The organism is Psychrobacter sp. SHUES1, from assembly GCF_001652315.1.
GTDB classification, from domain to species: domain Bacteria; phylum Pseudomonadota; class Gammaproteobacteria; order Pseudomonadales; family Moraxellaceae; genus Psychrobacter; species Psychrobacter faecalis.
In genome coordinates this window covers 1-23,907 of sequence record NZ_LXWA01000062.1, presented here as the reverse complement: position 1 = coordinate 23,907, position 23,907 = coordinate 1, and the positions used below count along the sequence as shown (strand labels likewise).

Annotated in this window: 22 protein-coding genes; 8 read left to right on the top strand and 14 right to left on the bottom strand. The window is 44.3% G+C overall.

Annotated elements, in window-relative coordinates:
• Positions 1–155 precede the first annotated feature (155 nt).
• The 3 genes from A7325_RS08590 to argS form a co-directional block, all read right to left on the bottom strand.
• Positions 156–1,253, bottom strand: a complete 1,098-nt coding sequence (locus A7325_RS08590; protein WP_226928940.1) for a PTS transporter subunit IIC — start codon at positions 1,251–1,253, stop codon at positions 156–158.
• A gap of 102 nt (positions 1,254–1,355) precedes the next feature.
• Positions 1,356–2,198 (bottom strand): SPOR domain-containing protein, encoded by an 843-nt coding sequence (locus A7325_RS08585; protein ID WP_068406989.1) that lies wholly within the window; start codon positions 2,196–2,198, stop codon positions 1,356–1,358.
• Positions 2,199–2,336: 138 nt separating this feature from the next.
• Complete coding sequence (gene argS, locus A7325_RS08580) at positions 2,337–4,166, bottom strand: arginine--tRNA ligase (protein ID WP_068406987.1); 1,830 nt, start codon at positions 4,164–4,166, stop codon at positions 2,337–2,339.
• Between the two features lie 383 nt (positions 4,167–4,549).
• On the opposite strand from argS, the gene A7325_RS08575 reads away from it, so the two are divergent.
• Entirely contained in the window at positions 4,550–4,768 is a 219-nt protein-coding gene (locus A7325_RS08575) for a DUF2788 domain-containing protein (protein WP_068406984.1), read from the top strand.
• A gap of 35 nt (positions 4,769–4,803) precedes the next feature.
• On the opposite strand, the gene cmoB is transcribed toward A7325_RS08575, so the two are convergent.
• The gene (gene cmoB / locus A7325_RS08570) at positions 4,804–5,826 is read right to left on the bottom strand and encodes a tRNA 5-methoxyuridine(34)/uridine 5-oxyacetic acid(34) synthase CmoB (RefSeq protein WP_068406981.1); all 1,023 of its coding nucleotides are present in this window, start codon (positions 5,824–5,826) and stop codon (positions 4,804–4,806) included.
• Between the two features lie 83 nt (positions 5,827–5,909).
• Positions 5,910–6,701, bottom strand: a complete 792-nt coding sequence (gene cmoA / locus A7325_RS08565) for a carboxy-S-adenosyl-L-methionine synthase CmoA (protein WP_068406978.1) — start codon at positions 6,699–6,701, stop codon at positions 5,910–5,912.
• A 325-nt stretch (positions 6,702–7,026) separates the two neighbouring features.
• On the opposite strand from cmoA, the gene msrA reads away from it, so the two are divergent.
• The 3 genes from msrA (at position 7,027) to A7325_RS08550 (ending at position 10,046) form a co-directional block, all read left to right on the top strand.
• Entirely contained in the window at positions 7,027–7,548 is a 522-nt protein-coding gene (msrA, locus tag A7325_RS08560) for a peptide-methionine (S)-S-oxide reductase MsrA (RefSeq protein WP_068406975.1), read from the top strand.
• A gap of 121 nt (positions 7,549–7,669) precedes the next feature.
• A complete protein-coding gene (gene tmpT / locus A7325_RS08555; RefSeq protein WP_068406972.1) occupies positions 7,670–8,347 on the top strand; it encodes a thiopurine S-methyltransferase in 678 nt (225 codons plus the stop codon).
• Between the two features lie 205 nt (positions 8,348–8,552).
• Positions 8,553–10,046, top strand: coding sequence for a lytic murein transglycosylase (locus A7325_RS08550; RefSeq protein WP_068406970.1), 1,494 nt, complete (start codon positions 8,553–8,555; stop codon positions 10,044–10,046).
• A gap of 156 nt (positions 10,047–10,202) precedes the next feature.
• Here the strand turns inward: A7325_RS08550 and A7325_RS08545 are convergent, their stop codons facing one another.
• The 4 genes from A7325_RS08545 to A7325_RS08530 form a co-directional block, all read right to left on the bottom strand.
• On the bottom strand, positions 10,203–10,499 hold the full coding sequence (locus A7325_RS08545; RefSeq protein WP_068406968.1) for a hypothetical protein: 297 nt from the start codon (positions 10,497–10,499) through the stop codon (positions 10,203–10,205).
• A gap of 174 nt (positions 10,500–10,673) precedes the next feature.
• Positions 10,674–11,702: a DUF4062 domain-containing protein gene (locus A7325_RS08540; protein WP_227514977.1), complete on the bottom strand. Its 1,029-nt coding sequence runs from the start codon at positions 11,700–11,702 to the stop codon at positions 10,674–10,676.
• Between the two features lie 227 nt (positions 11,703–11,929).
• Positions 11,930–12,934, bottom strand: a complete 1,005-nt coding sequence (gene murI / locus A7325_RS08535; RefSeq protein WP_082894359.1) for a glutamate racemase — start codon at positions 12,932–12,934, stop codon at positions 11,930–11,932.
• 44 nt (positions 12,935–12,978) lie between these two features.
• Complete coding sequence (locus A7325_RS08530) at positions 12,979–13,713, bottom strand: DUF1285 domain-containing protein (RefSeq protein WP_068406963.1); 735 nt, start codon at positions 13,711–13,713, stop codon at positions 12,979–12,981.
• A gap of 677 nt (positions 13,714–14,390) precedes the next feature.
• Here A7325_RS08530 and A7325_RS08525 point away from each other — a divergent pair.
• Entirely contained in the window at positions 14,391–16,028 is a 1,638-nt protein-coding gene (locus tag A7325_RS08525; RefSeq protein ID WP_068406995.1) for an electron transfer flavoprotein-ubiquinone oxidoreductase, read from the top strand.
• 244 nt (positions 16,029–16,272) lie between these two features.
• Here the strand turns inward: A7325_RS08525 and A7325_RS08520 are convergent, their stop codons facing one another.
• A complete protein-coding gene (locus A7325_RS08520; RefSeq protein ID WP_068406960.1) occupies positions 16,273–17,769 on the bottom strand; it encodes an alanine/glycine:cation symporter family protein in 1,497 nt (498 codons plus the stop codon).
• 794 nt (positions 17,770–18,563) lie between these two features.
• Here A7325_RS08520 and A7325_RS08515 point away from each other — a divergent pair.
• The 3 genes from A7325_RS08515 to A7325_RS08505 all read left to right on the top strand — a co-directional run bounded on the left by A7325_RS08515 (position 18,564) and on the right by A7325_RS08505 (position 21,369).
• Entirely contained in the window at positions 18,564–18,824 is a 261-nt protein-coding gene (locus tag A7325_RS08515) for a DUF4212 domain-containing protein (protein WP_068406957.1), read from the top strand.
• Between the two features lie 4 nt (positions 18,825–18,828).
• Positions 18,829–20,697: a sodium:solute symporter family protein gene (locus A7325_RS08510; protein ID WP_068406954.1), complete on the top strand. Its 1,869-nt coding sequence runs from the start codon at positions 18,829–18,831 to the stop codon at positions 20,695–20,697.
• A 126-nt stretch (positions 20,698–20,823) separates the two neighbouring features.
• Complete coding sequence (locus tag A7325_RS08505; protein WP_068406951.1) at positions 20,824–21,369, top strand: hypothetical protein; 546 nt, start codon at positions 20,824–20,826, stop codon at positions 21,367–21,369.
• Here the strand turns inward: A7325_RS08505 and A7325_RS08500 are convergent.
• The 4 genes from A7325_RS08500 to A7325_RS14265 all read right to left on the bottom strand — a co-directional run bounded on the left by A7325_RS08500 (position 21,366) and on the right by A7325_RS14265 (position 23,894).
• Entirely contained in the window at positions 21,366–21,971 is a 606-nt protein-coding gene (locus A7325_RS08500) for a rhomboid family intramembrane serine protease (protein ID WP_068406948.1), read from the bottom strand. The genes A7325_RS08505 and A7325_RS08500 overlap by 4 nt on opposite strands.
• Before the next feature lie 41 nt (positions 21,972–22,012).
• Positions 22,013–23,068 (bottom strand): 5'-nucleotidase, encoded by a 1,056-nt coding sequence (locus A7325_RS08495; RefSeq protein WP_068406945.1) that lies wholly within the window; start codon positions 23,066–23,068, stop codon positions 22,013–22,015.
• A gap of 197 nt (positions 23,069–23,265) precedes the next feature.
• Complete coding sequence (locus A7325_RS08490; RefSeq protein WP_197488893.1) at positions 23,266–23,787, bottom strand: IS630 family transposase; 522 nt, start codon at positions 23,785–23,787, stop codon at positions 23,266–23,268.
• 29 nt (positions 23,788–23,816) lie between these two features.
• Positions 23,817–23,894, bottom strand: a complete 78-nt coding sequence (locus tag A7325_RS14265) for a winged helix-turn-helix domain-containing protein (protein WP_145989778.1) — start codon at positions 23,892–23,894, stop codon at positions 23,817–23,819.
• Between the last annotated feature and the right edge of the window lie 13 nt (positions 23,895–23,907).

The following is a 23,907-nucleotide window of genomic DNA, read 5'->3' as shown; positions in this document are numbered from 1 at the left end:
GAGCTATCTAATCGTTGTTATGACAGTTATGAGGCTATTGTCGATGCCACTTGCTTGGCTTGGAATAATTTGCTTAAACAGCCACAAAGAATTCGGTCGTTAACTGCTCGTGCTTGGGCGCAACTTTAATTGTTGGGTTTGGTATTACTATTCATTTAGGGCAATTTCATATCGCCATCGACCAACCAGCCAAGGCGGCGCATCACGTAAGCGACCAGACCAGCAATGAGAGCAGGTAAAATGAACATCAATAATATAATCGCCGTCCACAACTGAGCACTGCTCATGATTTCTTGTGATGCTTCAATGACGCCAAACACCCCAACCAGTCCTGCCGTGCCCATACCAGCGCCAGTGGCTGTGCAAGCTAGCCCAAAGCCAACGGTTGCGATAGGACCAACGATGGCGCTAGCAATCACAGCAGGCAATAGTACGAGCGGTTTTTTAAGGACATTAGGAATCTGTAGCATACTGGTACCAAGTCCTTGGGATATGATACCACTGACGCCGTTGTCTTTAAAACTGGCCACCGCAAAGCCAATCATATGCGCCGCGCAGCCAACTACCGCTGCCCCACCTGCTAAGCCGCCAAGTCCAATAGCGATACAGATAGCCGCGCTTGAGGTCGGTAGCGTCAATAAAATCCCGACCACCACTGCTATCACGACACCCATGAGAAGCGGCTGTAATTCAGTCGCTGCTTGAATACCCTGACCAATGGCGTTGACCGTAGCGACAACTGGAGGATTAAGTAGCGCACAGACGATGAGTGCCACCGTACATACCATTAAAGGTATCAGCAAAATATCGAGCTTGGTCTTGCCAGCGATCCAAGTACCAGCGCGATAAGCAAATACTGAAGCCAAATAAGCACCAATTGGATTACCGGGCACCGCAGCGAAAGTTGCCGGACCTGCCTCTTGCGCGATAAATAAATTGCCCGCCATCAAAGCTTCAGAATGCGCGCCAAGCATCCCTGCAACCAAGCAGCTTAGCATCACCAAAGTTGGTGCTTTTAGGTAGTAGGCGATACCAACACCGATACCTGCGCCCATTAATACTGACGCCAGTTTGCCGACTGCTACCAAGGCTGGCAGGCTTAACCAACCACCAATTTGCGAGATGATAAGACCAGCGATAAGGGTCACAAACAACCCTAACGCCATGCCGGTAAAAGCATCGATAAAATACTTTTGAAAAAAAGCTTTCATCATACCAACGGGCGCAGTTTCTGAAGGAGTCACAGTCATCATGATGCTCTTATATTGAGTTTGCCGAAAGGAGCTAAAAAACATATCAAAAAAAAAGGGATAAAAAAAGCGTCCTCTGACGCTTTCTTTATCAATGCTTTAGGTTTAACGGCGCTGCTCAACGATAATAGAATCAATACCGTTATTTTGCAGGCGCTGCTGGGCAGTAGCAACCGCTTGACGATTATTCATCGGGCGTGAAATCACCTGATAAATAGGCAGGCCGTTACCGGTAGTGTTTTTCACCACTCTAGCATCGACACCAGCCATCAGAACTTGCGCTCGCCGACGGTCTGCTTCATCGGCATCGCCAAAGCTGTTGATTTGCAAAATATAAGTCGCCGCAGGCTTCGCTGGCTGAATACTAGCATTGCTAGCGTTCGCTGTATTAGCTCTGTTTGCAGCCGCGCCTGTATTCGCGCCTGTATTATTGGCAGCTGGTGTACCATCATAAGTCGCATCTTCTTCGACGATGACAATATCGTCGTCATTACTGCTGTTTGCTGCATTATTCGTATTGTTGCTACGACTAGGCTCAATCGTGGTGCTCTCAGAAATACCAAAGTTACCCGCATCATTATTACTTGGCGTGGTGTTTTCTGGCTGATTGACGACTACATCTGGCTCAAAATCAGTGATTTGACCGGATTGGCTACTACTGCCTTCGCCGAAGTCCTCATCAGGGATGGTCGCCATTTCTTGATTGGGCAAAATATCATAGAACTCATAATCACCATTGTCGGTATCGGTATCGACCCGTTGCTGAACTTGTCTATCAGCATCGGTGCCCTCACCGCTGCCCGCAGGACTAAAGTTAAACAAGGGTGAGAGGTATAAAAACACCCCGATCATGAGCGTCAATACTGCCCCAACAAACATCCATAATAAGCCTGACACACTACTGGTTTTGCGTTTTTCAGTGGCACCTTTTGGTTTTTTGGCTAACATGGATCTCGTTCTCCCTACTGAATTATCTGTCGTTGTCGAGTTATCGTTATCGAATTGTCTTTATCGAATCAGCACTGTCGATTAGATTAGAATTGAAGAATTACCATCAAATAATGGCTACAGCCGTCTTCCTTTATACTACATGCTAGACGGTGCAGACAAGCCTAATAAGCTCAATCCATTGGCCAATACTTGACGTACGGCTTTAGATAAGCGTAAACGCGCTTGCATCAAATCCGTCTCATCTTGGCTTGGCGTTTCACCTGAAGTTAGGCTGACCGGCAAGATGCGATTGCCATCATACCAACCATGAAATAACGCCGCCAACTCTTTTAGATAGTTGGTTAAGATATGCGGTTCATAGCCTGTCGCTGAGCGTAGCAAGGTTGCCGGATAAGCGGCCAATAATTTAATCAACTCTTCTTCGCTCGGTGCGACTAGTAACGCTTGCTTTTCAGCGCCAGTAATATCGTCTACTTGCAGACCACTGGTTTCTAGTTTTTCTAACACACGGCAAACCCGGGCATGCGCATACTGAATATAGTAAACCAAGTTGTCTTTACTTTGCGATTTGGCCAGCTCCAAGTCAAAATCAACATGAACTTCAGGCTTACGAGCGACGTAATAAAAACGCGCAGCATCGTTACCCACTTCATGGCGCAGCTCACGTAAGGTGACAAATTTGCCCGAGCGCGATGACATTTGCACTTTTTCACTACCGCGCCATAAGGCAACAAACTGTACCAATACCACATCAAGGCGGTCGGCATCGATACCGAGCGCCGTCAATGCCGCTTTTACGCGCGGCACATAACCATGATGGTCAGCGCCCCAAACGTTAATGACTTTATCAAATCCGCGATCGAACTTGTTTTTATGATAAGCGATATCAGAGGCAAAATAGGTACTTTGACCATTGGCACGGCGTACCACACGGTCTTTTTCATCGCCAAAATCAGTCGATTTAAACCAGATATTGCCGTCTTTTTCGTATAAATAGCCTTTTTCATCGAGGATTTGTAAAACAGGCTCAATCTCGCTATCAATGGATCTTTCGCTAAACCAGCACTCATAACGGACACCAAAGTCATTTAAGTCGTCTTTGATATCAGCCAAAATACTGCTCAATGCCGCATTTAAAAACAGCTCATAACCGTCACCAAGTAAGGCTTTGCTATTGGCAATCAAACCATCGATATGGGCTTCTTTATCGCCCGATAGCAGCACTTTTTCGCCATCATTATTTATTTCAAACTGCGCGTCTTCCGCTACGTCTTTGCCAATGTCGGCAAAGCTGTGAACGTAGCTGTCGCCATGCTGGGTTTTTAGAGTTTGCGCAATATCCCTGACATAATCGCCTTGATAGCCATTAACTGGGAAGGTAACGGCCTCGCCATTAGCTTCTAGATAACGCAAATAAGTACTGGTCGCTAAAATATCCATTTGGCGACCGGCGTCATTGACATAGTACTCACGCGTGACGTCATAACCAATGGCTTCAAGCAAATTTGCCACACTCATGCCAAAAGCCGCGCCGCGACCATGACCGACGTGTAAGCTAGACGTTGGATTGGCCGAGACAAATTCAACTTGGATTTTTTGACCTTGAAACTGCTTGCTTAAACCAAAGCGTTCTTGCAATTTAAAGATATCGTCTAACACCGCAAATTTGGCTTCGGTATTTAAAAAGACGTTGATAAAACCGGGGCCTGCGATTTCTACTTGACGAATATTTTGATTTTCAGGCAAGGCATTAACGATTTTTTCAGCAAGCTGGCGCGGATTGGCTTTCGCAGCTTTGGCAGCCGTTAGGGCGATATTGCTCGCAAAGTCACCATGACTGGTATCTTTAGTCCGCGTAATTTGGCTGTTGTTTTGCCAATCAGCCGGTAGTTCGCCGTTCGTTTTTAGGACTTCAATGGCACTGTCAAACAGTGAGGCGAGCGTATCGATTTGGGCTTGTGACATAGGACTATAAACTCAGATAAATGAACAAAAAATTGGGGTAATATAAGATAAGGCAGAAAAAATAAGTAACCTATAAATATAACAACCTTTAGCTGCTATTGCACTATTTGAACCAAAAATAGCATTAAAATCACCGCTATTATACTAGATATGCGCAAGTGACGAGGCAGTGGCTATTATAGGCTGCCAATACAAGTCTATTTAGGCGGATTGTAGCGTTACTGTTGTCTGACGTTGGTGAAACATTTATAGCAACCTCATTCCGCGTTATAATGGCAACATTAATCTATTACTGCTATAAATGCTGATGCCATTTATAACCATATATAAAAACAGACCATAGAAAACGCAGCACTTTACACTTTCATTGACAGGACAAAACCATGTTTGCCATTGCTTCTAGTACCGTCACCAGTTGGGGCATGTATATTTTATTGCCCATTTTTATTGCTTTCTTATTCTTTATCATTTGGGATTTATCAAAACAGTCTAACGCTGGGCGCGCTGGTACTTTTTGGATGTTTTTGGCCTTAGGTGCGGGTTTTATCGGTTTTATCCTAAAAGTATTGATAGAGATGGCATTTAAACGCTGGTTTATTTAACCAACCTCTCTTTGCCAACCGCAAACTAACCAGCGCTATTTTTTTGCAATTAAGGTTGCTCGTTTCGGCGCAGGATACCCTTCGATGGTTTTACTGGCATCACTAGGGTCTAAAAAATCCGCCAATGAATGATACGTCATCCATTCGGTTTTGCGCTGCTCCTCAGTCGATGTAACCGCTACATCGACGCAGCGTACCTCGCTAAACCCCGCTTTTTCTAGCCAGCCAATAAGTGCATCGACCGATGGCAAAAAATAGACATTATTCATCTGCGCATAGCGGTCGTGCGGCACGAGTACGGTATTGGCATCGCCATCGATAACCAATGTTTCAAGCACCAGCTCGCCACCTTTAACCAGTTGCCCTTTTAGCTGTTGCAAATGCTCAAACGGTGACTGGCGATGATAGAGCACGCCCATACTAAAAACCGTATCGAATAGCTGACTGTGCTCCGGCAAGGCTTCAAGCGGTACAGGGATATAATGCGTTTTATAATGATCAGCGGCGCCAACAAAATGACGAATCGCCATAAATTGATGATAAAACAAACATGATGGGTCAATGATGATGACCGTCTCCGCGCCTGCCCCTGCCATTCGCCAACCGTGATAACCCGAGCCACCGCCCACATCTAATATTCGTCGTCCTTTTAACGTGCCTAAATGCGGTGCGACCCTTTGCCATTTCCAATCGCTATGCCATTCGGTATCGATAAATATCGAACAGTCTTTATCACTACCAATTTGAAAAGGCCCTTTGCGCCACGGCATTAGCTGCTTTAGTAGCGCTAAGGTTTGTTTGCGCTCAGAGTCGCTGAGATTGGCGGCAATAGTTAATACATCACTGTCCAAATCTACTTTATCAGCCGCTACTGTTGGCAATCGTGCTACCAACGCTTGGTAAGCGGGCGCGTGCGCGTAATTGGCTTTATCTTTGATATCATTAAGCCACGTTGGCAAGCGCGTCAGCCACTCATAAGCGCTCGGCTGCTGCTGCGCCAATGACAGCAAGGTTAAATATAATTCGCGTTCAGCGAGAATAATGGTGTCGTTAAGCATAAAAACAGATTGCCATGTCGGTAAAAAGATAGAGTAAAAATTTATATTAAAAGTCGAGCCGTTATTACTATCGCGTTTAAATATTATTTAAAGGCCACAATAGAGACAAAGTTTAAAAATTGAAACCAGGTCAAATGACGCTCAAAGCCAACTTGCGCTAGACGCATATGATGCTCATCCAAGGTATCGGTAATCAAAACGTTTTCTAAGGCATTGCGTTTGCCGCTGATTTCCATCTCGGTATAACCATTGGCGCGTTTAAAATCATAATAACGCTCAACCAACCATGCATCATACTGCTCATCAAAAGCATGGGTTTTTTCGGTCAATACCAAAATACCACCCTCACTTAATGCAGCATAAATTTTCTCAAGCACTGCCACTCTATCGGCAGCGGGCAGAAATTGCAGCGTCAGATTCAGAATGACCATATCGCATGGCTCAAGCTCGACATCACGAATATCAGCAGTAATGACTTCAATAGTATGCGCCGGATAATTCTCCGTTAATAACGTACTCGCCTCATTGGTCATCGCGGGTGAGATATCAATCGCCTTAATCTGTAAATCTTGCGACTCAAACTCGCCTGCCAACGCCATACTTGCCGCACCCAGTGAGCACCCTAAATCATAGACACGGCTGACACGCTGGCCGCTATCATCTTGCTGGCGGTATTTACAGTGACGACGAGCGAATATCGGCAACATCGCCAGCACTTGACCATAACCGGGTACACTACGGCGAATCATATCAGGAAAACACGCCACCACTTGCTCATCAAAAGAAAAACGCGCCGCTTTATCGAGTGGCGTGGTAAATAAGGTATCGTGCTTCACGGTGTCATTAGTCAGGTTAGCAGGCTTAGTTTGGCTCATGAGGTTACTCGTTTTTTGATGGTGGGTCGTTTTTTGATAATGGCTCGTTTTTTAATAATGAGACTTTGATTCTTTAAAAATAAAACGTTAATTAAATGGTGCATTACTCAATGCTTTAAAGACAGCTAAAGATAGCAAAAGCCCATTATAACATTACTGTTTGTTACTTATCGCGACCAGTTGCCCTGCTAAGCTAAATAGGTAACGCTAATCCTTTATAAAAGTAATCTTGAGACATAAAAGCAGTATTGAAAGATGAAATATTACAACCAGATAAAGCACTTAGCGCATCTCTATGACAACATCTATAATAATAGGAACAATTATGCAAACCATTATCTTAGGCGGTGGCTGCTTTTGGTGCACCGAATCAGTATTTTTATCCGTAAAAGGCGTGCAATCTGTGGTGTCAGGCTATATGGGCGGCGATGCCGTTTCTGCCAACTACGAAGCGGTCTGCGGCGGTGATACCGGACACGTTGAAGTAATCAAGGTTGAGTTTGACGAATCTATCGTACCATTAGAAGTGGTTCTTGATGTGTTTTTTGCCACGCATGATCCCACCACCATGGATCGTCAAGGCAACGACGTCGGCAGCCAATATCGCAGCGTGGTTTTCTATACCGATGAGGCGCAAAAACCAACGGTCGACCGTACCATTAACAAATTACGCGACATGGGCCTCAATGTGGTGACAGAAGTCCATCCCGCTATGGAATTTTACAAAGCTGAAGACGCCCATCAAGACTTCTATAATAGAAACCCGGGTCAAGCTTATTGTAACTTTGCTATTCCGCCGAAACTTGCCAAATTGCGCAAAGAATTTAGTCAGTATATGGTGAACTAAACCGGTAACGTGAATTTTATACGCTATCAAAGCCAAGGGTTAAGACGCTTGGCTTTTTTATTGCGTTTAGCGGTATGATAATACCAAACATCTAAAGTATAGATAGGTTAGGAATAAAGGTATGGATTCTAAATTTTGGCAACAGCGCTGGCAAGACGGCCGTATTGGCTTTCATAAGTCTGACGTCAATCCTCAGCTAATCAAGTATTTTTCTGAACTGGCAGTGCCCATCGGTGGCCAAGTCTTGGTACCTTTGTGCGGTAAATCGGTTGATATGGTATGGCTTGCGCACGCAGGCTACGATGTCGTTGGCGTCGAGCTTATCGAAACCGCTGTGCAAGCGTTCTTTGCTGAACAAAAGGTTATTCCTACTATCACTGAATTTACGAGCGCTACGGATAAATCTATTTTAAAACGCTATCAGGGTCAGCTAGCTGGGCAAATCATTACTTTATGGGCAGCAGATATTTTTGCTCTGAGCGCAACAGATATAGGCGAGATTAATGCTGTTTATGATAGAGCAGCATTGATAGCCTTGCCAGCAACGATGCGTGCTGATTATAGTGCGCAAATAGTTAAGCTTAGCAATCATGCACCACAACTGTTAATCACCCTAAGCTACGATCAAAGTAAAAAAGACGGCCCGCCTTTTTCGATTAGTCAGCAGCAGTTACAGCAGTATTATGATGCCGACTATAAAATTATCGAGCTTGAAAGCCAGTCATCAACCCTTAATGCGGCATCTGAGCTAGCCGTAACTGAACATGTTTGGTTATTAAATCCTTCATTTACTCATTAACTGGAGCTAAACCACGAAAAAGCGCTAAATCTTGCTTAAGCATGATAGCCAAACCCTCTTCTAACCTCACGCTCGCGTCAATTTATAGTAACTGAGTGCTTCGATACCTTTTCTTTACTATTGAGATTGGTTACTCTAAGTTCATACTGCTTAATTCAGCTTTGTTCTCTTTCAATGACTATTTCGATGTTTATAGGATATTTCCATGCGTTTTTCTTCGACCTCTACGTTATCGCTACTTAGCATCGCGGTTGGCCTCAGCTTTGCCAGTACTGCGCAAGCGGCCAAACCACCAGCACCAGACTTATCTAATAGCCAGTTTCAACAGTGCTTAGATGGTTTAAAAAACTCTAGTAAATTCCGCGGCGTCGATAGCTATACGTTTAATAACTATCGTCCAAGCCAGCCTGACCCTAGTGTGATTCAGTCACTCAATTACCAGCCTGAATTTCAAAAGGACGTTTGGGATTATTTGTCTTCGTTGGTAGATAAAGAGCGGGTCGAAGATGGTATTCGCGCTAAGCACCAATGGGCAGATACCTTGCGCCGCATTGAATCGCGCTATGGGGTCAAAGCTGAGCATGTACTGGGCGTATGGGGCGTGGAGTCAAACTTTGGTCAGACATTGGGTAAAAAGCCCTTGTTTGAATCTTTAGCGACGCTGTCATGTTTTGATCGTCGCCAAAGCTATTTCCAAGGCGAATATGCCAATGCGCTAAAAATTGTGCAAAATGGCGATATCGCACCTAGTGATATGACCGGCTCATGGGCAGGTGCATTTGGGCAAACGCAGTTTATGCCAAGTACCTTTTTAGAACTGGCTGTCGATTTCGATGGTGATGGCCGCCGCGACTTGGTTAATAGCGTCCCTGATGCGCTCGCCTCTACTGCCAACTTTTTGGACAAACGTGGTTACCGTACCGGCGAGCCATGGGGTTATGAAGTCAAACTGCCGAGTGGTTTTTGGGGCGCATCAAACCGTAAAGACAAAAAATCTATCAGCCATTGGCGCAATCAAGGGCTGACATTGGCGAACGGCAGCCCTCTGCCTTCTACCTTGGGCAGCGCAGGTTTATTATTACCAGCCGGCACTGATGGCCCAGCATTCTTGGTGGGTAAAAACTTCGACACGTTTTATTCGTATAACGCTTCAGAAAATTATGCTTTAGCAATTGCCCACTTATCAGACTTAATCGCGCGTGAAGACAGCAGCAAAACCGACTTTGTCACTGCCTGGCCGACGGACGACCCTGGTATTAGCCGTCAGCAATCTAAAGATATCCAACAAGGATTATTAAATGCAGGCTACGATATTGGCGAAGTGGACGGTATCATTGGTGATAATACCCGTACGGCGATTCAGCAATATCAATCAAGCCATGGCATCTTTCCAGCCGATGGACGCGCCGGACAAAAATTTTATCGCGCCATCGTTGGTAATAGTGCTGCAAGCACTTCCCAATATGGCAATCCGTACGGACAACCAGCAAACAGTCGTCCTTTAAACCCTGCGCCTGCAGACCGTATGGGGCAATTGATTCAACAGCAAACTGGCAGCTCAAACTCTAATCCTTACTCGGTACAGCCGTCTGTGCAGCCAACCGTTAGACCATCAACCTCATCGGGCAATACGCGTTATCGCCGGGTTACCAGTCCTGATGGTACGATAAAGCTTGTACGTGTCGATGAAGGTTCATAATTAGCTAAGCTAAGGAATGATTTATTTAGTATCTACAAGCATGTATTAGCGACTAATAAAAAAGCCACGCAAATGAGCGTGGCTTTTTTATTAAATGAATTGAATAAATTGGAAAAAATACGGTCATCATTCTATTATTTTGTTAAATAATACCTACTAGATAACAGGTGGCGGATTTGGTTTTCCATTATCGCCATCCCAATTTTCGCGGGCTTTGTCATCTAAATCCGCAGGCGTTTTTGGTTTCCATTTACCGTTTTCTTTCCACGTCGCATCACCCCAGTCAGCATCTTCTTCCTTTCTATCCAAGTCCTTATAGGCTTGGGTTGGGTCAATGCCGCGGCGCTTCATATCGGCGACTTGTTCTTCGAGCGTACGAAACTGGTCGGCTTCAAGCATGGTTTCTTCTAAGCTGGTTAGTTCACTATTTAAATTTTTTTTGGCATCACTCATTGTTCGTTCTCCCTAATTATTAAGCATTATTATGTATTTATACGCTTATTATTACGGGTATTGCTCAGCTTCACAACTACAGAGACGTATGCTTTGTATTACAAAGGGTAAGCGCCGGCTTTATAAATGGATTTTTTATCCATAAAATTATAAATAGAGCAGAGAGCATTTGCCCTAGCTAAGCGGTAAAGTTGGCGCACTAGGAGTGTTGGCGTCAGTGCCTGTCAATAAGCTCTTCGCATAAAAGGTGAGTTTCCAAAGCTCTTGTGACACGCGCGTGCCATAGGTGGTGAGTTGAATCCAGTTAGCCGCCACCAACTGCCGCTGTAATTGGTTTAAGTCATCTTGATAAATCTGACAACGTGCCACCGCGTGAACATTTGGCATGTCATTTTTGATATCTGTTTCAGCTTTGACTGCGATTAAGCGATTAATGGCGCTCTGTAAACCATAGCTTGAAAAGGTAGCCGGTATTTTTATTAAGGCGATGAGCACTTCTTGCCACGATAAAGTCATAGGGCGGGTGACGTCGGTTAAATTACCGCCTTCATAGGCTTGGGCTTTGTACTGAATCTCAAAAGTGTCTGTCAGCACCAGTGGCTTGCTGACACTATCGGCTGCTAAATGATCGGTAACAGCAGGGCGAGATTGGGTAAGTTTGGCTTTCTTGGTAGAAAAGCTCGTGGCCGTTTCTTCGGCCAGTGCCGATTTATTGGCTTTCATCAGCTCGTCGCTCACTCTTACCCAGCCGTCCCCTACTTCATGATTGGCGACCATTTTATAGAAGGCCTGAATGAGTAGCTGCTCGATATCATTTTCTGTTTCATAGTAATAAATCTTATCGGCTTTTTTGGTCACCATGTTGGTGAATTCTTGCAGCTGCCGACTGATATTGACCTCGTTATGATGACTTTTGACCAATATTAACAAGGGTTTGAGCTTGGCTTTGGCATTGAGATAGCTCAAATGCATTTGACTGACACCAGTATTTTGCGCCGTGCCATAGCTATCACCGATTATCATCAGCGCATAATCGCAAGCATCGATACACTGGCGACCATATAACGCCGCTTTGGGTAATTTGCTAGAAACGTCATAGGTTAAAAATGCGCGGCCTTGGAAAAACATCGCCACACTGTCTAAAACCAACAGTTGGTCGTTGTCAGCGCATATGACGTGAATATGATAGCGACGGTTTGACACAATCACCTCTAAACTTATTAGTCATATAAATGAAAGTTATCTCGATTGTTATCGAAAAGCGATAGCATCAGAGCCTGTCTAATATTCTGTTTGGCAAATACTAGCCTAGCATTATATTACGCGAATACGTTTAATTTATTGCTAATTCCACTAATATATTGCGGGATTATAACAGCTACTTCACTATTGCACAGGCAAAAAACCCTATTAGACTAAAACAAAAGGGCTTAAGGCGAAAGAATATACTGTATACGAGACTGTTTACCCAATAAACGTCGCACTACAGCGCCGAGCTGTTTATCATACTTAGTCGCATAAAAAGTCAAAGCCGGCGGTATATCTATAGCGGTCGCTAGGCCATTTAACGCTTCATTAGCTGATACCTTAACGGGTAATGCTAACAACTGTTCTGCTATCAATAGCTGCTTAACGCGCTCAGCGATTGCATGCCCCGAATCGACAATATGTAGCGCTAACTGCTGCTGAGTAATTTCTTGGCGTAAAAACGCTTTAAAAAATGGATAATGGGTACAGCCTAATACCAACTGATCGACGCCATCTTGCGAAAATTGCTGCAATTGCAGGCGTAAATCCTGAGCCGTTTTGCTGTCTTTAGGCATACCTGACTCAACCCAAGGGACTAAGTTTGGGTCAAAGTATTTGGAGACTCTGGTGGCATGAGGAATGGCAACATTCGTAATGACGTCATTTAGTAGCGCACCGTTTAACGTCGCTTTCGTTGCCAATACGGCTACGTGATGAGTTTTGCTGGCCAATACCGCAGGTTTTAAAGCAGGCACCAGACCAACAATAAGCAGCTGCGGATAATAGCGTCTGGCAGTCTCTAACGCATACGCCGAAGCACTATTACAGGCGATGACGATAAGCTTGCAGCCTTGTTGGTATAGCCATGCCACTGCAGCGAGCGTTAAGGCTTTAATGTCTTCACTATCACGATTGCCATACGGTACATGCAAGGTATCGGCATAATAAACGTAACGCTCATGCGGTAATTGCTGAGCCAGATGTAGATAGACCGACAAGCCGCCGACGCCCGAATCGAACAAGCCGATTGGCGCACTGCGTTCCTTTTTAAGCGCGTTATTTATCACGCTATCATCTGCTTTAAGCGTTTTAAAACTATCATTAATAAATGTCGTTTTGTGCGTCTCAAGGCTATCAACAATATCAAGGCTTGTATTATCAGGCACTGCTTTTACGGCAACCTTCATTGCTTTCTTACCGCCGTTCTTATATAAGTATTAAATATAGTCTATTATGAATCTGATGGCATTGATAACGTATAAGCGTTATCACCACTTTGCAGCGTTAGTATCGTCTCACCTTCACGCTCTGTCAATTCACCAATTTCTGTTAAATGATAAAAAGCGTTACGTCCAATCAATGCTTCCAAGCCGTTTCGTACCATCATATAAGGACGAATTTGCGTAGAGCTTTCTGTACTTTTATTATCTTCTTTATTCTTACTTTTGCTAGAATGGCTATTGTCATCAGAGTCTTTCATTGTATAAGCACGCAAACTAATCGGATGTTCATCATCTAAACGCACTATATCACCGGTGGTGGTCGTAAATTCTAGCCAGCTTTCACCTTGTTCTTCAACGATACCAACATCGTTAATCAGTAACGGCGCATCTTCTACGTGGATACGCAGTTTTTGTACCGGTGTCTTTAAAAAATACTCAACCGCGCCATTATTTTCTTCTTTCCACAAAATAGTGGCAAACAAACTGACTAATGACTGACGGGTCATGTGCCCGCCTTCGTGCCACCACTCGCCGTTGGCTTTGATGGTTAGATCCATGTCCGTTACTTGCTCAGGATGCCAGTTCTCAAGCGGCGGTATAGCGCGCCCTTCGCGTATACTTGGCGCTGACTTAAAATACTGACTCAAAGCATCCATACCATTTGGCGCAGATACCTTGTCATTCGTGACTTTGAGGCTATCTTTATCATTAGAATTGTCGTTTTTATTATCGTCATTCATCATAAAATCCTTTATGTAGTAATCAAAGTTTGGCGCATCTATTATTACTATAAATTTTTGTTTCGGGTATGATGAAAGCCTATCGTCATTGTACCCCCATTATTTCCCTCTTACCTTAACATTGATACCCAGAAATGCGTATCGTGTTTGTAGGACTTTTCTTTTATAATGAGTAACGATTATTTATTTGCAATGGTTCAGTGGGTGTTGAATTAACAACACATTTTACGTTATGGGTGCTAGATTTTACGTCAATCTTTGTACGCTTAACGTCGTCAATTGATGCCGCAAAGACAGTTCTTATCGGGCAGCCATATGTCTGAGTAACGTTAGCGCCGCAAGCTTTATTATTCAATTGTTAAGCTAATGATGCCCTGAGATAAGCCACTAAAAGTTTAGGAGTAGGTATGCAAGAGCAAGACAATCAAAAGCCTGTTGTTGATAATGACACTGTTAGCAACGACGTTGTTAATAATGACATTGTCAGTAACGACACTGTAAATAGCGACATCGCACATACTGATGTAGCCGTAGAAGAAGTCGCCACTACTGAAGAAAGCGCTGCAACTGAGGCGACAGAAGTTGCCGCTGAGCCAGTAGAATCCACTACTGCAACAGAAGCAACGCCCGAGCCAGCCGTAGAACCAGAAACTACTGAGCCTGAAATCGAACGTGAATCAATGGAATTTGATGTCATCATCGTCGGCGGCGGCCCAGCGGGTTTATCAGCGGCCATTCGTCTGCGTCAGCTTGCTCTTGCAGCGGGCAATGATGAGTTCATGGTTTGTGTGGTCGAAAAAGGCTCAGAGTTTGGTGCGCACACCTTATCTGGTGCGGTTATTGAGCCGCGCGCCTTAAACGAGCTGATACCAGATTGGAAAGAAAAAGGCGCGCCACTAAACGTACCTGCCATTGAAGACCGCGTTTATATGCTCGGTTCTGCGACCAAAGCAACCAAGCTCCCTGATTCTATCGTACCCGCCAGCATGCACAATGAAGGTAACTACATTGTCTCATTGGGCAACGTCGTTCGCTGGTTAGCTGAGCAAGCAGAAGAGCTTGAAGTCATGATGTTCCCAGGCTTTGCTGCCGATGAGATTTTATATAATGATGACGGTTCGGTAAGAGGGGTTTTGACAGGCGACATGGGCGTGGCTGCCAATGGTGAAGCCAAGCCGAGCTTTGAGCCAGGTTACGAGCTGCTAGGTAAATATACCATCTTTGCCGAAGGTTGCCGTGGACATTTGGGCAAGCGCCTCATCAGCCGTTTCGCGCTTGATAAAGACTCAGACCCTCAGCATTATGGTATCGGTCTAAAAGAGCTATGGGAAGTCAGCCCAGAGAAGCACGAGCAAGGCGTGGTCATGCATGGTTCAGGTTGGCCATTAACGGATACCGGCTCATCTGGCGGTTGGTGGTTGTACTTCGATGAAAACAACCAAGTCAGCTTTGGTATGGTCATCGACCTATCGTACTCAAACCCTTATATGTCACCGTTTGATGAGATGCAGCGCCTAAAACTTCATCCAGTCATTCGCAACGTCTTAGAAGGCGGCAAACGCCTGTCATACGGCGCGCGTGCGTTGACCAAAGGCGGCTTAAACTCCTTACCAAAATTCACCTTCCCAGGTGGCGTGTTGGTCGGTGATGATGCAGGCTTCTTAAACCCTGCCAAAATCAAAGGTACGCACACCTCAATGAAGTCAGGTATGTTGGCGGCTGAAGCGATTTTTGAAGCGTTACAAGCAGGCCGTGAGTATGACGACGTGGTTGCCTATAGCACCATGTATAAAGAATCATGGCTGTATCAAGACAACTACGAAGCGCGTAACTTTGCCCCAGCCATGCACCGTATGGGTCAATGGATGGGCGGCGCCTTTACCTTTATCGAGCAAAATTTGCTTGGCGGTAAAATGCCTTTGACCATTCATGATAATAAGAGAGATTATGATCAGCTAGAGCGTGCGGCGCATGCTTATCAGCCAACCTATCCTAAGCCAGATGGTAAGCTGATATTTGATAAGCTGTCATCAGTCTTTATCTCCAACACCAACCACGCTGAAGACCAACCGACGCATCTGAAACTCACCGATCCTACGGTGCCTGTTTCAATTAACTTACCGCTGTATGCTGAGCCTGCGCGTCTGTACTGCCCAGCTGGCGTTTACGAGGTGGTGAAAGATGCCGAAGGTGCTAAGTTTGTTATCAATGCGCAAAACTGTGTGCATTGTAAGACCTGTGATATCAAAGACCCGTCACAGAACATTACTTGGGTAACGCCAGAAGGCGGCGGCGGTCCTAACTATCCAAACATGTAAATCATGTTTGAGATAATTATGGCTTAATAAAAAACCGCTCTTAATATAAGAGCGGTTTTTTTATGCTTGTATGATCCACTCGAAATAAAGACAATACGCTAGTAGCTAGCGTACGACTGGGATAAATTTTCCTTGCTTGCTGTTATCATAGAGGCTACGAAAAATTCATCTAAGTCACACTGCATCGCTTTTAAAGCGAACCTACTATATTTAATAGAATAACTTTTTAGCTTACTAAAAAATACTAATCAGTCCACGCATCACGATTGGCTTCATCTCTTAATTTTACAAAGTCATCGGGGTCGAATTTGATTTGCTCGCCGGTTTTGCCTTCTTTGATTTGTCTTTCATAATCACGCAAAATTCTAAGCGCCACTGGCGACAAGATTAAAATCGCTATCAAGTTGACGAGTGCCATGAGACCCATTGATAAGTCAGCGAAGTTCCAAATAGCAGGTAAGCTAGCAATAGCACCAACAAATACCATGCCTAAAACCATAAAACGGAAAATCATAATCATGACTTTGGCATTTTTTTCACCAGAGATAAATTCAAGATTGGACTCGCCATAGCTGTAGTTGGCAATGATAGAGGTAAACGAAAAGAAGAAAATTGCAATCGCGACAAAAACTACGCCCATATCGCCCACATACTGCGACAGTGCCAACTGGGTTAATTGAATACCTTCTTGTTCGACATTTGGATCGACGACACCTGAAAGTATAATAATCGCCGCGGTTGCCGTACAGATAACCAGCGTATCCATAAAGACACCGAGCATTTGCATAAAGCCTTGCACCGCTGGATGGTCAGGATGGCTTTTTGCCGTCGCTGCGGCATTGGGCGCTGAGCCCATACCCGCTTCGTTCGAAAACAAACCGCGTTTGATACCGTTAATCATCGCCTGCGCAATACCATAACCAATCACACCGCCCGCCGCTTGCTCAAAACCAAAGGCTGATTTTACAATCAAGGCAACGGCTGCTGGGAATTCGCTAAAGTTGGTGATAATAATATAAAGCGCCAACAAGATATAAAGAATCGCCATGACTGGCACGATTTTACCTGCGATACGCGCAACCGAGCGTAGTCCGCCAAATACCACTGGGGCGACGAGCGCGACCAGTATTAACCCTGTCATCCACGTTGGAACACCAAACGCTTCATTGGTCGCCTGCGCAATCGTATTTGACTGCACGCCATTAAACGCCAAACCAAACGCAACCAGCAAACAAAGCGAGAAAAATATCGCCAGCCAGCGCTTGCCCAAACCTTTTTCGATATAGTAAGCCGGTCCACCGCGGTAAACATTGTCATTATGCGGCACTTTATAAGCTTGGGCTAAGGTTGACTCGATAAAACTGGTCGACATACCGACGAGCGCCGTCATCCACATCCAAAATACTGCGCCCGGTCCACCAAGATAGATAGCGATCGCTACCCCTGCCAGATTACCGGTACCGACGCGCGCCGCTAAAGACGTCATCAGCGCCTCAAACGAGCTGATACCGCCATCTTTACGGCCTTGGTTTGACACCCGTAATAACTGCCACATATGACCAAAATGACGAAACTGAATAAAACGCGTAGCAACGGTAAAATATAGACCAGCCCCAATCAACACAAACATCAACAATCCATACCAAGGATTGCTGGCGATTAACCAGTCGTTATTACCCCAGATAATACTAACGCCGTAATTCACGATGTTATTAAACCAGCCTGCTATGCCGTCACTCATACCTACTCCTCACTTACGTTTATAAATGTTACTTATTTTTATATAGAAACACATTTAACTAATTATACCGCTCATAATTCTGCTAAAAATCTCTACTAATAAGATGCCGTGTGCATTCTATAGAGATTAAGACGCCTACTACTATCAAATTTGGTTATTAAATTAAAAAAACTATTTCTGAAATAAATGTTACTTACTATTGAAGTCCTATAGAATGGAGAATGTAACAAATCAGTAGCATTGGTTAGACATTTATCGTACGATCTTAGTAATATTAAATGTTCTAAACACTTATAGAAGTCTACTTTATTACCGACCACGTTTTTTAACTACGATAGAGTGGATTTTATAGATATTAGCATTCGGTTGATATTGATTTATTGGCATGAATGACTAACGTATTAACAACTTTAAGACTCTTGTCAGGAAGATGGGATCGTAAAAAGACAGCGGATTGTTGACCTTCATCGTTTTTCCTCGATAAATCCCCTTTTTTTCTGCAAGACACTCTTAAAAACCCTAGCATTTATGATGTCGTTTATTTGATTAAGTCAGCTTAATGTTAAATAAATGACTACTAAATCGCTTTATGACTGGTTCACGTTTTAGTATTTGGTTTTTATTATTTTTCATTTGTGCGCATTTTTTCAGCTAAGCTGTTGAGTCATTTTGTATGAATCGTCTATAGGATGGTTTTTTTATAGACACAATTTCGCTTGAAGCGATAGACAAGAATAACTCATTAAGCTCAAATCAAATATTATGTTTTTAGGCAAGACAAAAGGAGTTGTCCTATGGAAAACCACAACGATCCATCTGGTTATTGGCGTGCCAATATCCGTCTCATTATAGGTTGCCTCGTTATTTGGGCACTCTGTTCATACGGTTTCGGTATTTTATTTCGACCATTATTAACAGGGATTCGAATAGGCGGTACTGACCTAGGATTTTGGTTCGCTCAGCAAGGTTCCATTGGCGTATTTATCATTTTAATTTTCTTCTACGCATGGCGTATGAATAAGTTAGATAAACAATATGGTGTAGACGAGGAATAGCCCTATGAGTCAATTTACGATTAATATTATTTTTGTAGGTCTATCTTTCGCTTTATACTTCGGTATTGCATGGTGGGCACGTGCAGGTTCAACCAGTGAGTTTTATGTTGCTGGCGGCGGCGTCCATCCTGTAGTAAACGGTATGGCAACGGCTGCTGATTGGATGAGTGCCGCGTCATTTATCTCGATGGCAGGTATTATTGCTACTGGCGGCTATGCGGCCTCAACTTATTTGATGGGTTGGACGGGTGGTTACGTTCTATTGGCCATGCTGCTTGCGCCTTACCTACGTAAATTTGGTAAGTTCACGGTTCCAGATTTTATTGGCGACCGTTTTTATTCTAAGACCGCAGCGATGATTGCCGTGGTTTGTTTGATTATTGCCTCAACCACTTACGTTATCGGTCAGATGACCGGCGCTGGGGTAGCATTCTCACGCTTCTTAGAAGTGGATAATACCACGGGTCTGATTATTGCCGCGGTTGTTGTTTTCTTCTACGCCGTACTTGGTGGTATGAAAGGGATTACCTACACGCAGGTTGCGCAGTATATCGTTCTTATGATTGCTTATACCATTCCTGCGGTATTTATCTCACTTGAATTAACAGGCAATCCGATTCCGGGTCTTGGTTTGTTCTCAAACCATGTGGAAGCCGGTATTCCTATCTTAGCTAAGCTTGATCAAATCGTCGTCGACTTAGGCTTTACCGCTTATACCGCTGACGTGCCAAACAAGCTAAACATGGTGTTATTCACTTTATCACTGATGATTGGTACAGCGGGTCTACCGCACGTTATCATTCGCTTTTTCACCGTTCCTAAAGTTGCGGATGCGCGCTGGACGGCTGGTTGGACATTGGTTTTCATCTCGCTACTATACTTCACTGCCCCTGCAGTAGGTGCAATGGCACGTCTAAACCTAATCGATACCATCTATCCACAAGGTGTTGAAGAGCCTGCTATCGAGTACGATCAACGCCCAGACTGGATGAGAACGTGGGAAGACACGGGTCTTATTAAATATAACGATTTAAATAACGATGGTCGTATCCAGTTCTATAGCGATAGCGGACTTGGTGCAGCTGAGCTCGCAGCAGCGGCTGCCACTACTGACGGCGGTGATGTTGCGGCAACGACGGCGGCGGTTGAAGAAGCAAAAGCTGAACATGCTTTAGAGCGTGATGGTATCTTTGTCGATAGAGGCTGGGAAGGTAACGAGCTTGATGTCAACGCTGATATCTTGGTATTGGCCAATCCGGAAATTGCACAGCTACCAGGTTGGGTTATTGGTCTTATCGCCGCCGGTGGTTTGGCAGCAGCGCTATCAACGGCAGCGGGTCTACTACTTGCCATCTCATCAGCGATCAGTCATGACTTGATTAAACGTAACTTAAATCCAAACATTACTGATGCAGGCGAGCTAAAAGTTGCCCGTATCACGATGGCAATTGCGATTGTGGTTGCAACATGGCTTGGTATTAACCCGCCAGGATTTGCCGCACAGGTCGTGGCACTAGCCTTTGGTATTGCAGGTGCGTCACTGTTCCCTGCGCTGATGATGGGTATTTTCTCAAAACGTGTTAACAACTTGGGCGCTATCGCTGGGATGTTGACGGGCTTGATTAGTATCTTGGTTTATATCTTTATCTTTAAAGGCTGGTTCTTTATCAGTGGTACAGCAAGCTTCCCTGATACAGAAGAGTATTGGTTGTTCGGTATCTCGCCACTATCATTTGGTGCGGTTGGTGCATTACTGAACTTTATCGTGGCATTTATTGTTTCTTATGCAACGACGCCACCACCAGCACATATCCAAGAATTGGTTGAAAGTGTTCGTTCTCCACGCGGAGCTGGCGGCGCAATCGATCACTGATCTAGACGATATTATGTGCTATTCTTTATAAGATAATCACTCACCAGCAGCAACTGCTTGTGAGTGATTTTTTTATCTTTTTATGAATTGGTTTTAAATGCGCTGATGGCGTTAAGGAAAAATCTTATGCTTTTTGAGTTTATCGCCACCATAGCTGCTGGATTTGGTATGGCTGGGATAGCACTAATCATAACTCATCTCAGCAAACTGGCAGGGAAAAAAGCCCCAAGATGGCTGATTCCATTATTTGGGGCGATTGGTATTTTTGGCTTTCAAATCAGCCAAGAATATAGCTGGTTCGAGCAGCAAACTGCGCAACTACCTGAAGGCGTGCATGTGGTGAAAAAAGTTGAACAGAGCACTTGGTTTCGTCCTTGGTCATATATCAAGCCACAAACCTTTCGTTTTATTGCCGCAGACAGTGGGCACGCACGCGCCAATGCCGATAATCCAGATGTTTATTTGGTGAATTTATATTTGTTTGAGCGACGTCGAAGTGTGCAGCAAGTACCGCAAGTTATTGACTGTGCTGCCCCTGCCCGCGCCGATTATGTATTGCAAGAAAAGGATAGTAAGCTGAGCATTGATGAGCATGTGAAGCAAACCACTAAATGGCGGCCGTTAGAAAAAAATGATCCGTTATATATCAACGTTTGTATCAATAAAAGTTAATAACGCATATTGATACTGGTATAAGCATGCTTCGAGTTTGCCCCCAATAATAAGCCGGCGCATAGTCCGCCAAAATGCGCCGCCAATGAGATACCTTGCTGTGGCATTAAACCTTGTTTGATGGTCAACCAGTAACCAGTTCCCATGACAATGCAAGCAAGCAGATAACCCCAGCGCCGCGCAAATAACGCTCCGCCTATCATATAACCCAGCATCGCAAAACAAAGCCCCGACGCGCCGATATGAATCGACAACGGCGAACCGATAATCCAAGTCGCCAATCCTGACGCCACGATCAATTTAATTACGGTACGATAAGCATTATTTTCAAATAGTCCGAACAAAAATAAAATTTGTAATAACGTCAACGTATTACCAAGTAAGTGAGAAAAGTTGCCATGCATCGTCCATGACGCAAACACCCCAATCATACTACCTAAGTCTAACGCCCGTGGCACAATCCCAAAGATATTCCATAGCCCGAAAAGCAGCGTTTCATTGAGAAAAAACATGCCCCACATCGGTATAAGAACAAACGCATATAAGCCAAAAACTTGCTTAATTCTGCGTGTTATTAAGCTAAATAATTGCTGCCACTTCATAACAAACCTTATCTTTTAAACCTTTGAATGTTATTAAAACCCTATTGCTCGCTCACAGAAGACCGTGGGCTTTTTACAGGTTTAAATGACAATGATGAGGTGTCTTTTTCTGCCGTTAATACACTCTTGGCATGCAGCAAAGAGGTCGAATGATAAGGAACCAACGCCGTTGGCATAAAATCACGCGCCGCATCAATATGTTTGACCGAATCATCAAAGAAGATATGTGGCGCAAAGGTTTTTAATACAGCCGTCTTTTCAAGTCCGCCCAAAAAAAATGCCATATCGAGATCGACACCCCAATCACGTAGCGTTTTAATAGCACGCAAGTCGGCAGGGGCATTTCGAGCCGTAACCAAAGCGATCTTCATAGGAGACGTATGCAATCTTGCAGGCAAACGCTCCTGCATTTTTGACAGCTTAATCAACAGCTCGGCATAAGGGCCTTTTTCTATGGGCAAGTCACGCATCTTGGCTTCACGCTCATGAAAAGCGCGCAAGCCTTTTTGCTTATAAAGCAGCTCACCTGAATCATCAAATAACACCGCATCACCATCAAAAGCAATACGTAGCTGCTGCGTATCAAGCTCATAAGTATTGACCGGAGTGGCATCCAATATCGCACAAGCACAAATATTGGCATCTGCTACCTGCTGCGCATCATCACGATTGGTGGTCAAAAACAAATCCACATTAAAATCTTTAATATAAGGTGCAATAGGGCTTCCAGAGATAAATGCCGAGCGCGAAATGGTTAAGCCACGCTCACGAATCGCGTTGAGCACTTGAATACCCGTATCCGGACTACTTTTTGAGACAATCACCACTTCAACCAGCGGTGTATCAATACCTGAACTCTGCCCTTCACAATCATGGCAATAGTTATTTAAATTTAGCAACGCTTTGATAAGCGGATAACCGGCACCGATGCTGAGCGGATCGTTTTCACGTTCAGCCATATAATCGCGGAATTCTTTAATCGCTTCGTGAGGTCGCTGTTGCAATAACGCTACCAGATGATTTTCGGATTCTGATAAATCAAATAAAGCCGTCGCTGATATCGCAACAATTAAGGTATTGGTAAAATCTACAGCCATATTTTTCTACTTAATGTTTTTTAAGAATGAAAATGAATAAATTGAATTTTACTATATAGTCAGAGCACTTTTAAACCGCTACAGTGTTACCCGCCCTGGATGTATTCAATGTACTATCTGCGGTCGGTCGCCTTGTAGCGATTCTAGAATTCCTTGACTATAACTTCAGATAAGTAAAGTTATACCAAACCCGACAATTAAAGTTGCGCCCAAGCACGAGCAGTTAACGACCGAATTCTTTGTGGCTGTTTAAGCAAATTATTCCAAGCCAAGCAAGCGGCATCGACAATAGCCTCATAACTGTCATAACAACGATTAGATAGCTCATTTTGCTTAAGGTACTGCCATACTCTCTCAGAGGGATTAAGCTCAGGTGAATAAGGCGGTAGTTTAAGCATAGTGACATTAGCCTGATTCAAGCTTGGTTGATGCCATAATGCGCCATCCATCACCACCACCGCATGACGTCCTTTTGGTACGGCTTTACCAATCTCTTGCATATGCAATAACATAGTATGTTTATTCACTGAAGGCAGTACTAAGCCGATAGCCTTCTTTGTCGCTGGACAAAAGGCACCAAACAGATAAGCGGAATGAAACTGTTGCTGTTTGATCAGTCGAGGTCGCCCACCGCGGTAATGCCAAACTCTGGTCAATGAGCCTTGTTGTCCTATTCGAGTTTCATCTTGAAACCAGATGTCCACTTGATCTAAGCTCACATCAGTGGGCAGTGACGCCTTAACCTGTGCTATAAAGTTTTTTTAAAAGCGTCTTGAGCTTGTATGTCGGCTTTTGGATGCTGACTACGAGCACTTATCCAACTCATATCAATACGCTTG

Bases quoted from the DNA above. Each gene is read 5' to 3' on its own strand.
- A7325_RS08590 (WP_226928940.1), bottom strand. From the start codon at position 1,253: ATGATGACTGTGACTCCTTCAGAAACTGCGCCCGTTGGTATGATGAAA.
- A7325_RS08585 (WP_068406989.1), bottom strand. From the start codon at position 2,198: ATGTTAGCCAAAAAACCAAAAGGTGCCACTGAAAAACGCAAAACCAGT.
- argS (WP_068406987.1), bottom strand. From the start codon at position 4,166: ATGTCACAAGCCCAAATCGATACGCTCGCCTCACTGTTTGACAGTGCC.
- A7325_RS08575 (WP_068406984.1), top strand. From the start codon at position 4,550: ATGTTTGCCATTGCTTCTAGTACCGTCACCAGTTGGGGCATGTATATT.
- cmoB (WP_068406981.1), bottom strand. From the start codon at position 5,826: ATGCTTAACGACACCATTATTCTCGCTGAACGCGAATTATATTTAACC.
- cmoA (WP_068406978.1), bottom strand. From the start codon at position 6,701: ATGAGCCAAACTAAGCCTGCTAACCTGACTAATGACACCGTGAAGCAC.
- msrA (WP_068406975.1), top strand. From the start codon at position 7,027: ATGCAAACCATTATCTTAGGCGGTGGCTGCTTTTGGTGCACCGAATCA.
- tmpT (WP_068406972.1), top strand. From the start codon at position 7,670: ATGGATTCTAAATTTTGGCAACAGCGCTGGCAAGACGGCCGTATTGGC.
- A7325_RS08550 (WP_068406970.1), top strand. From the start codon at position 8,553: ATGCGTTTTTCTTCGACCTCTACGTTATCGCTACTTAGCATCGCGGTT.
- A7325_RS08545 (WP_068406968.1), bottom strand. From the start codon at position 10,499: ATGAGTGATGCCAAAAAAAATTTAAATAGTGAACTAACCAGCTTAGAA.
- murI (WP_082894359.1), bottom strand. From the start codon at position 12,934: ATGAAGGTTGCCGTAAAAGCAGTGCCTGATAATACAAGCCTTGATATT.
- A7325_RS08530 (WP_068406963.1), bottom strand. From the start codon at position 13,713: ATGATGAATGACGATAATAAAAACGACAATTCTAATGATAAAGATAGC.
- A7325_RS08525 (WP_068406995.1), top strand. From the start codon at position 14,391: ATGGAATTTGATGTCATCATCGTCGGCGGCGGCCCAGCGGGTTTATCA.
- A7325_RS08520 (WP_068406960.1), bottom strand. From the start codon at position 17,769: ATGAGTGACGGCATAGCAGGCTGGTTTAATAACATCGTGAATTACGGC.
- A7325_RS08515 (WP_068406957.1), top strand. From the start codon at position 18,564: ATGGAAAACCACAACGATCCATCTGGTTATTGGCGTGCCAATATCCGT.
- A7325_RS08510 (WP_068406954.1), top strand. From the start codon at position 18,829: ATGAGTCAATTTACGATTAATATTATTTTTGTAGGTCTATCTTTCGCT.
- A7325_RS08505 (WP_068406951.1), top strand. From the start codon at position 20,824: ATGCTTTTTGAGTTTATCGCCACCATAGCTGCTGGATTTGGTATGGCT.
- A7325_RS08500 (WP_068406948.1), bottom strand. From the start codon at position 21,971: ATGAAGTGGCAGCAATTATTTAGCTTAATAACACGCAGAATTAAGCAA.
- A7325_RS08495 (WP_068406945.1), bottom strand. From the start codon at position 23,068: ATGGCTGTAGATTTTACCAATACCTTAATTGTTGCGATATCAGCGACG.
- A7325_RS14265 (WP_145989778.1), bottom strand. From the start codon at position 23,894: ATGAGTTGGATAAGTGCTCGTAGTCAGCATCCAAAAGCCGACATACAA.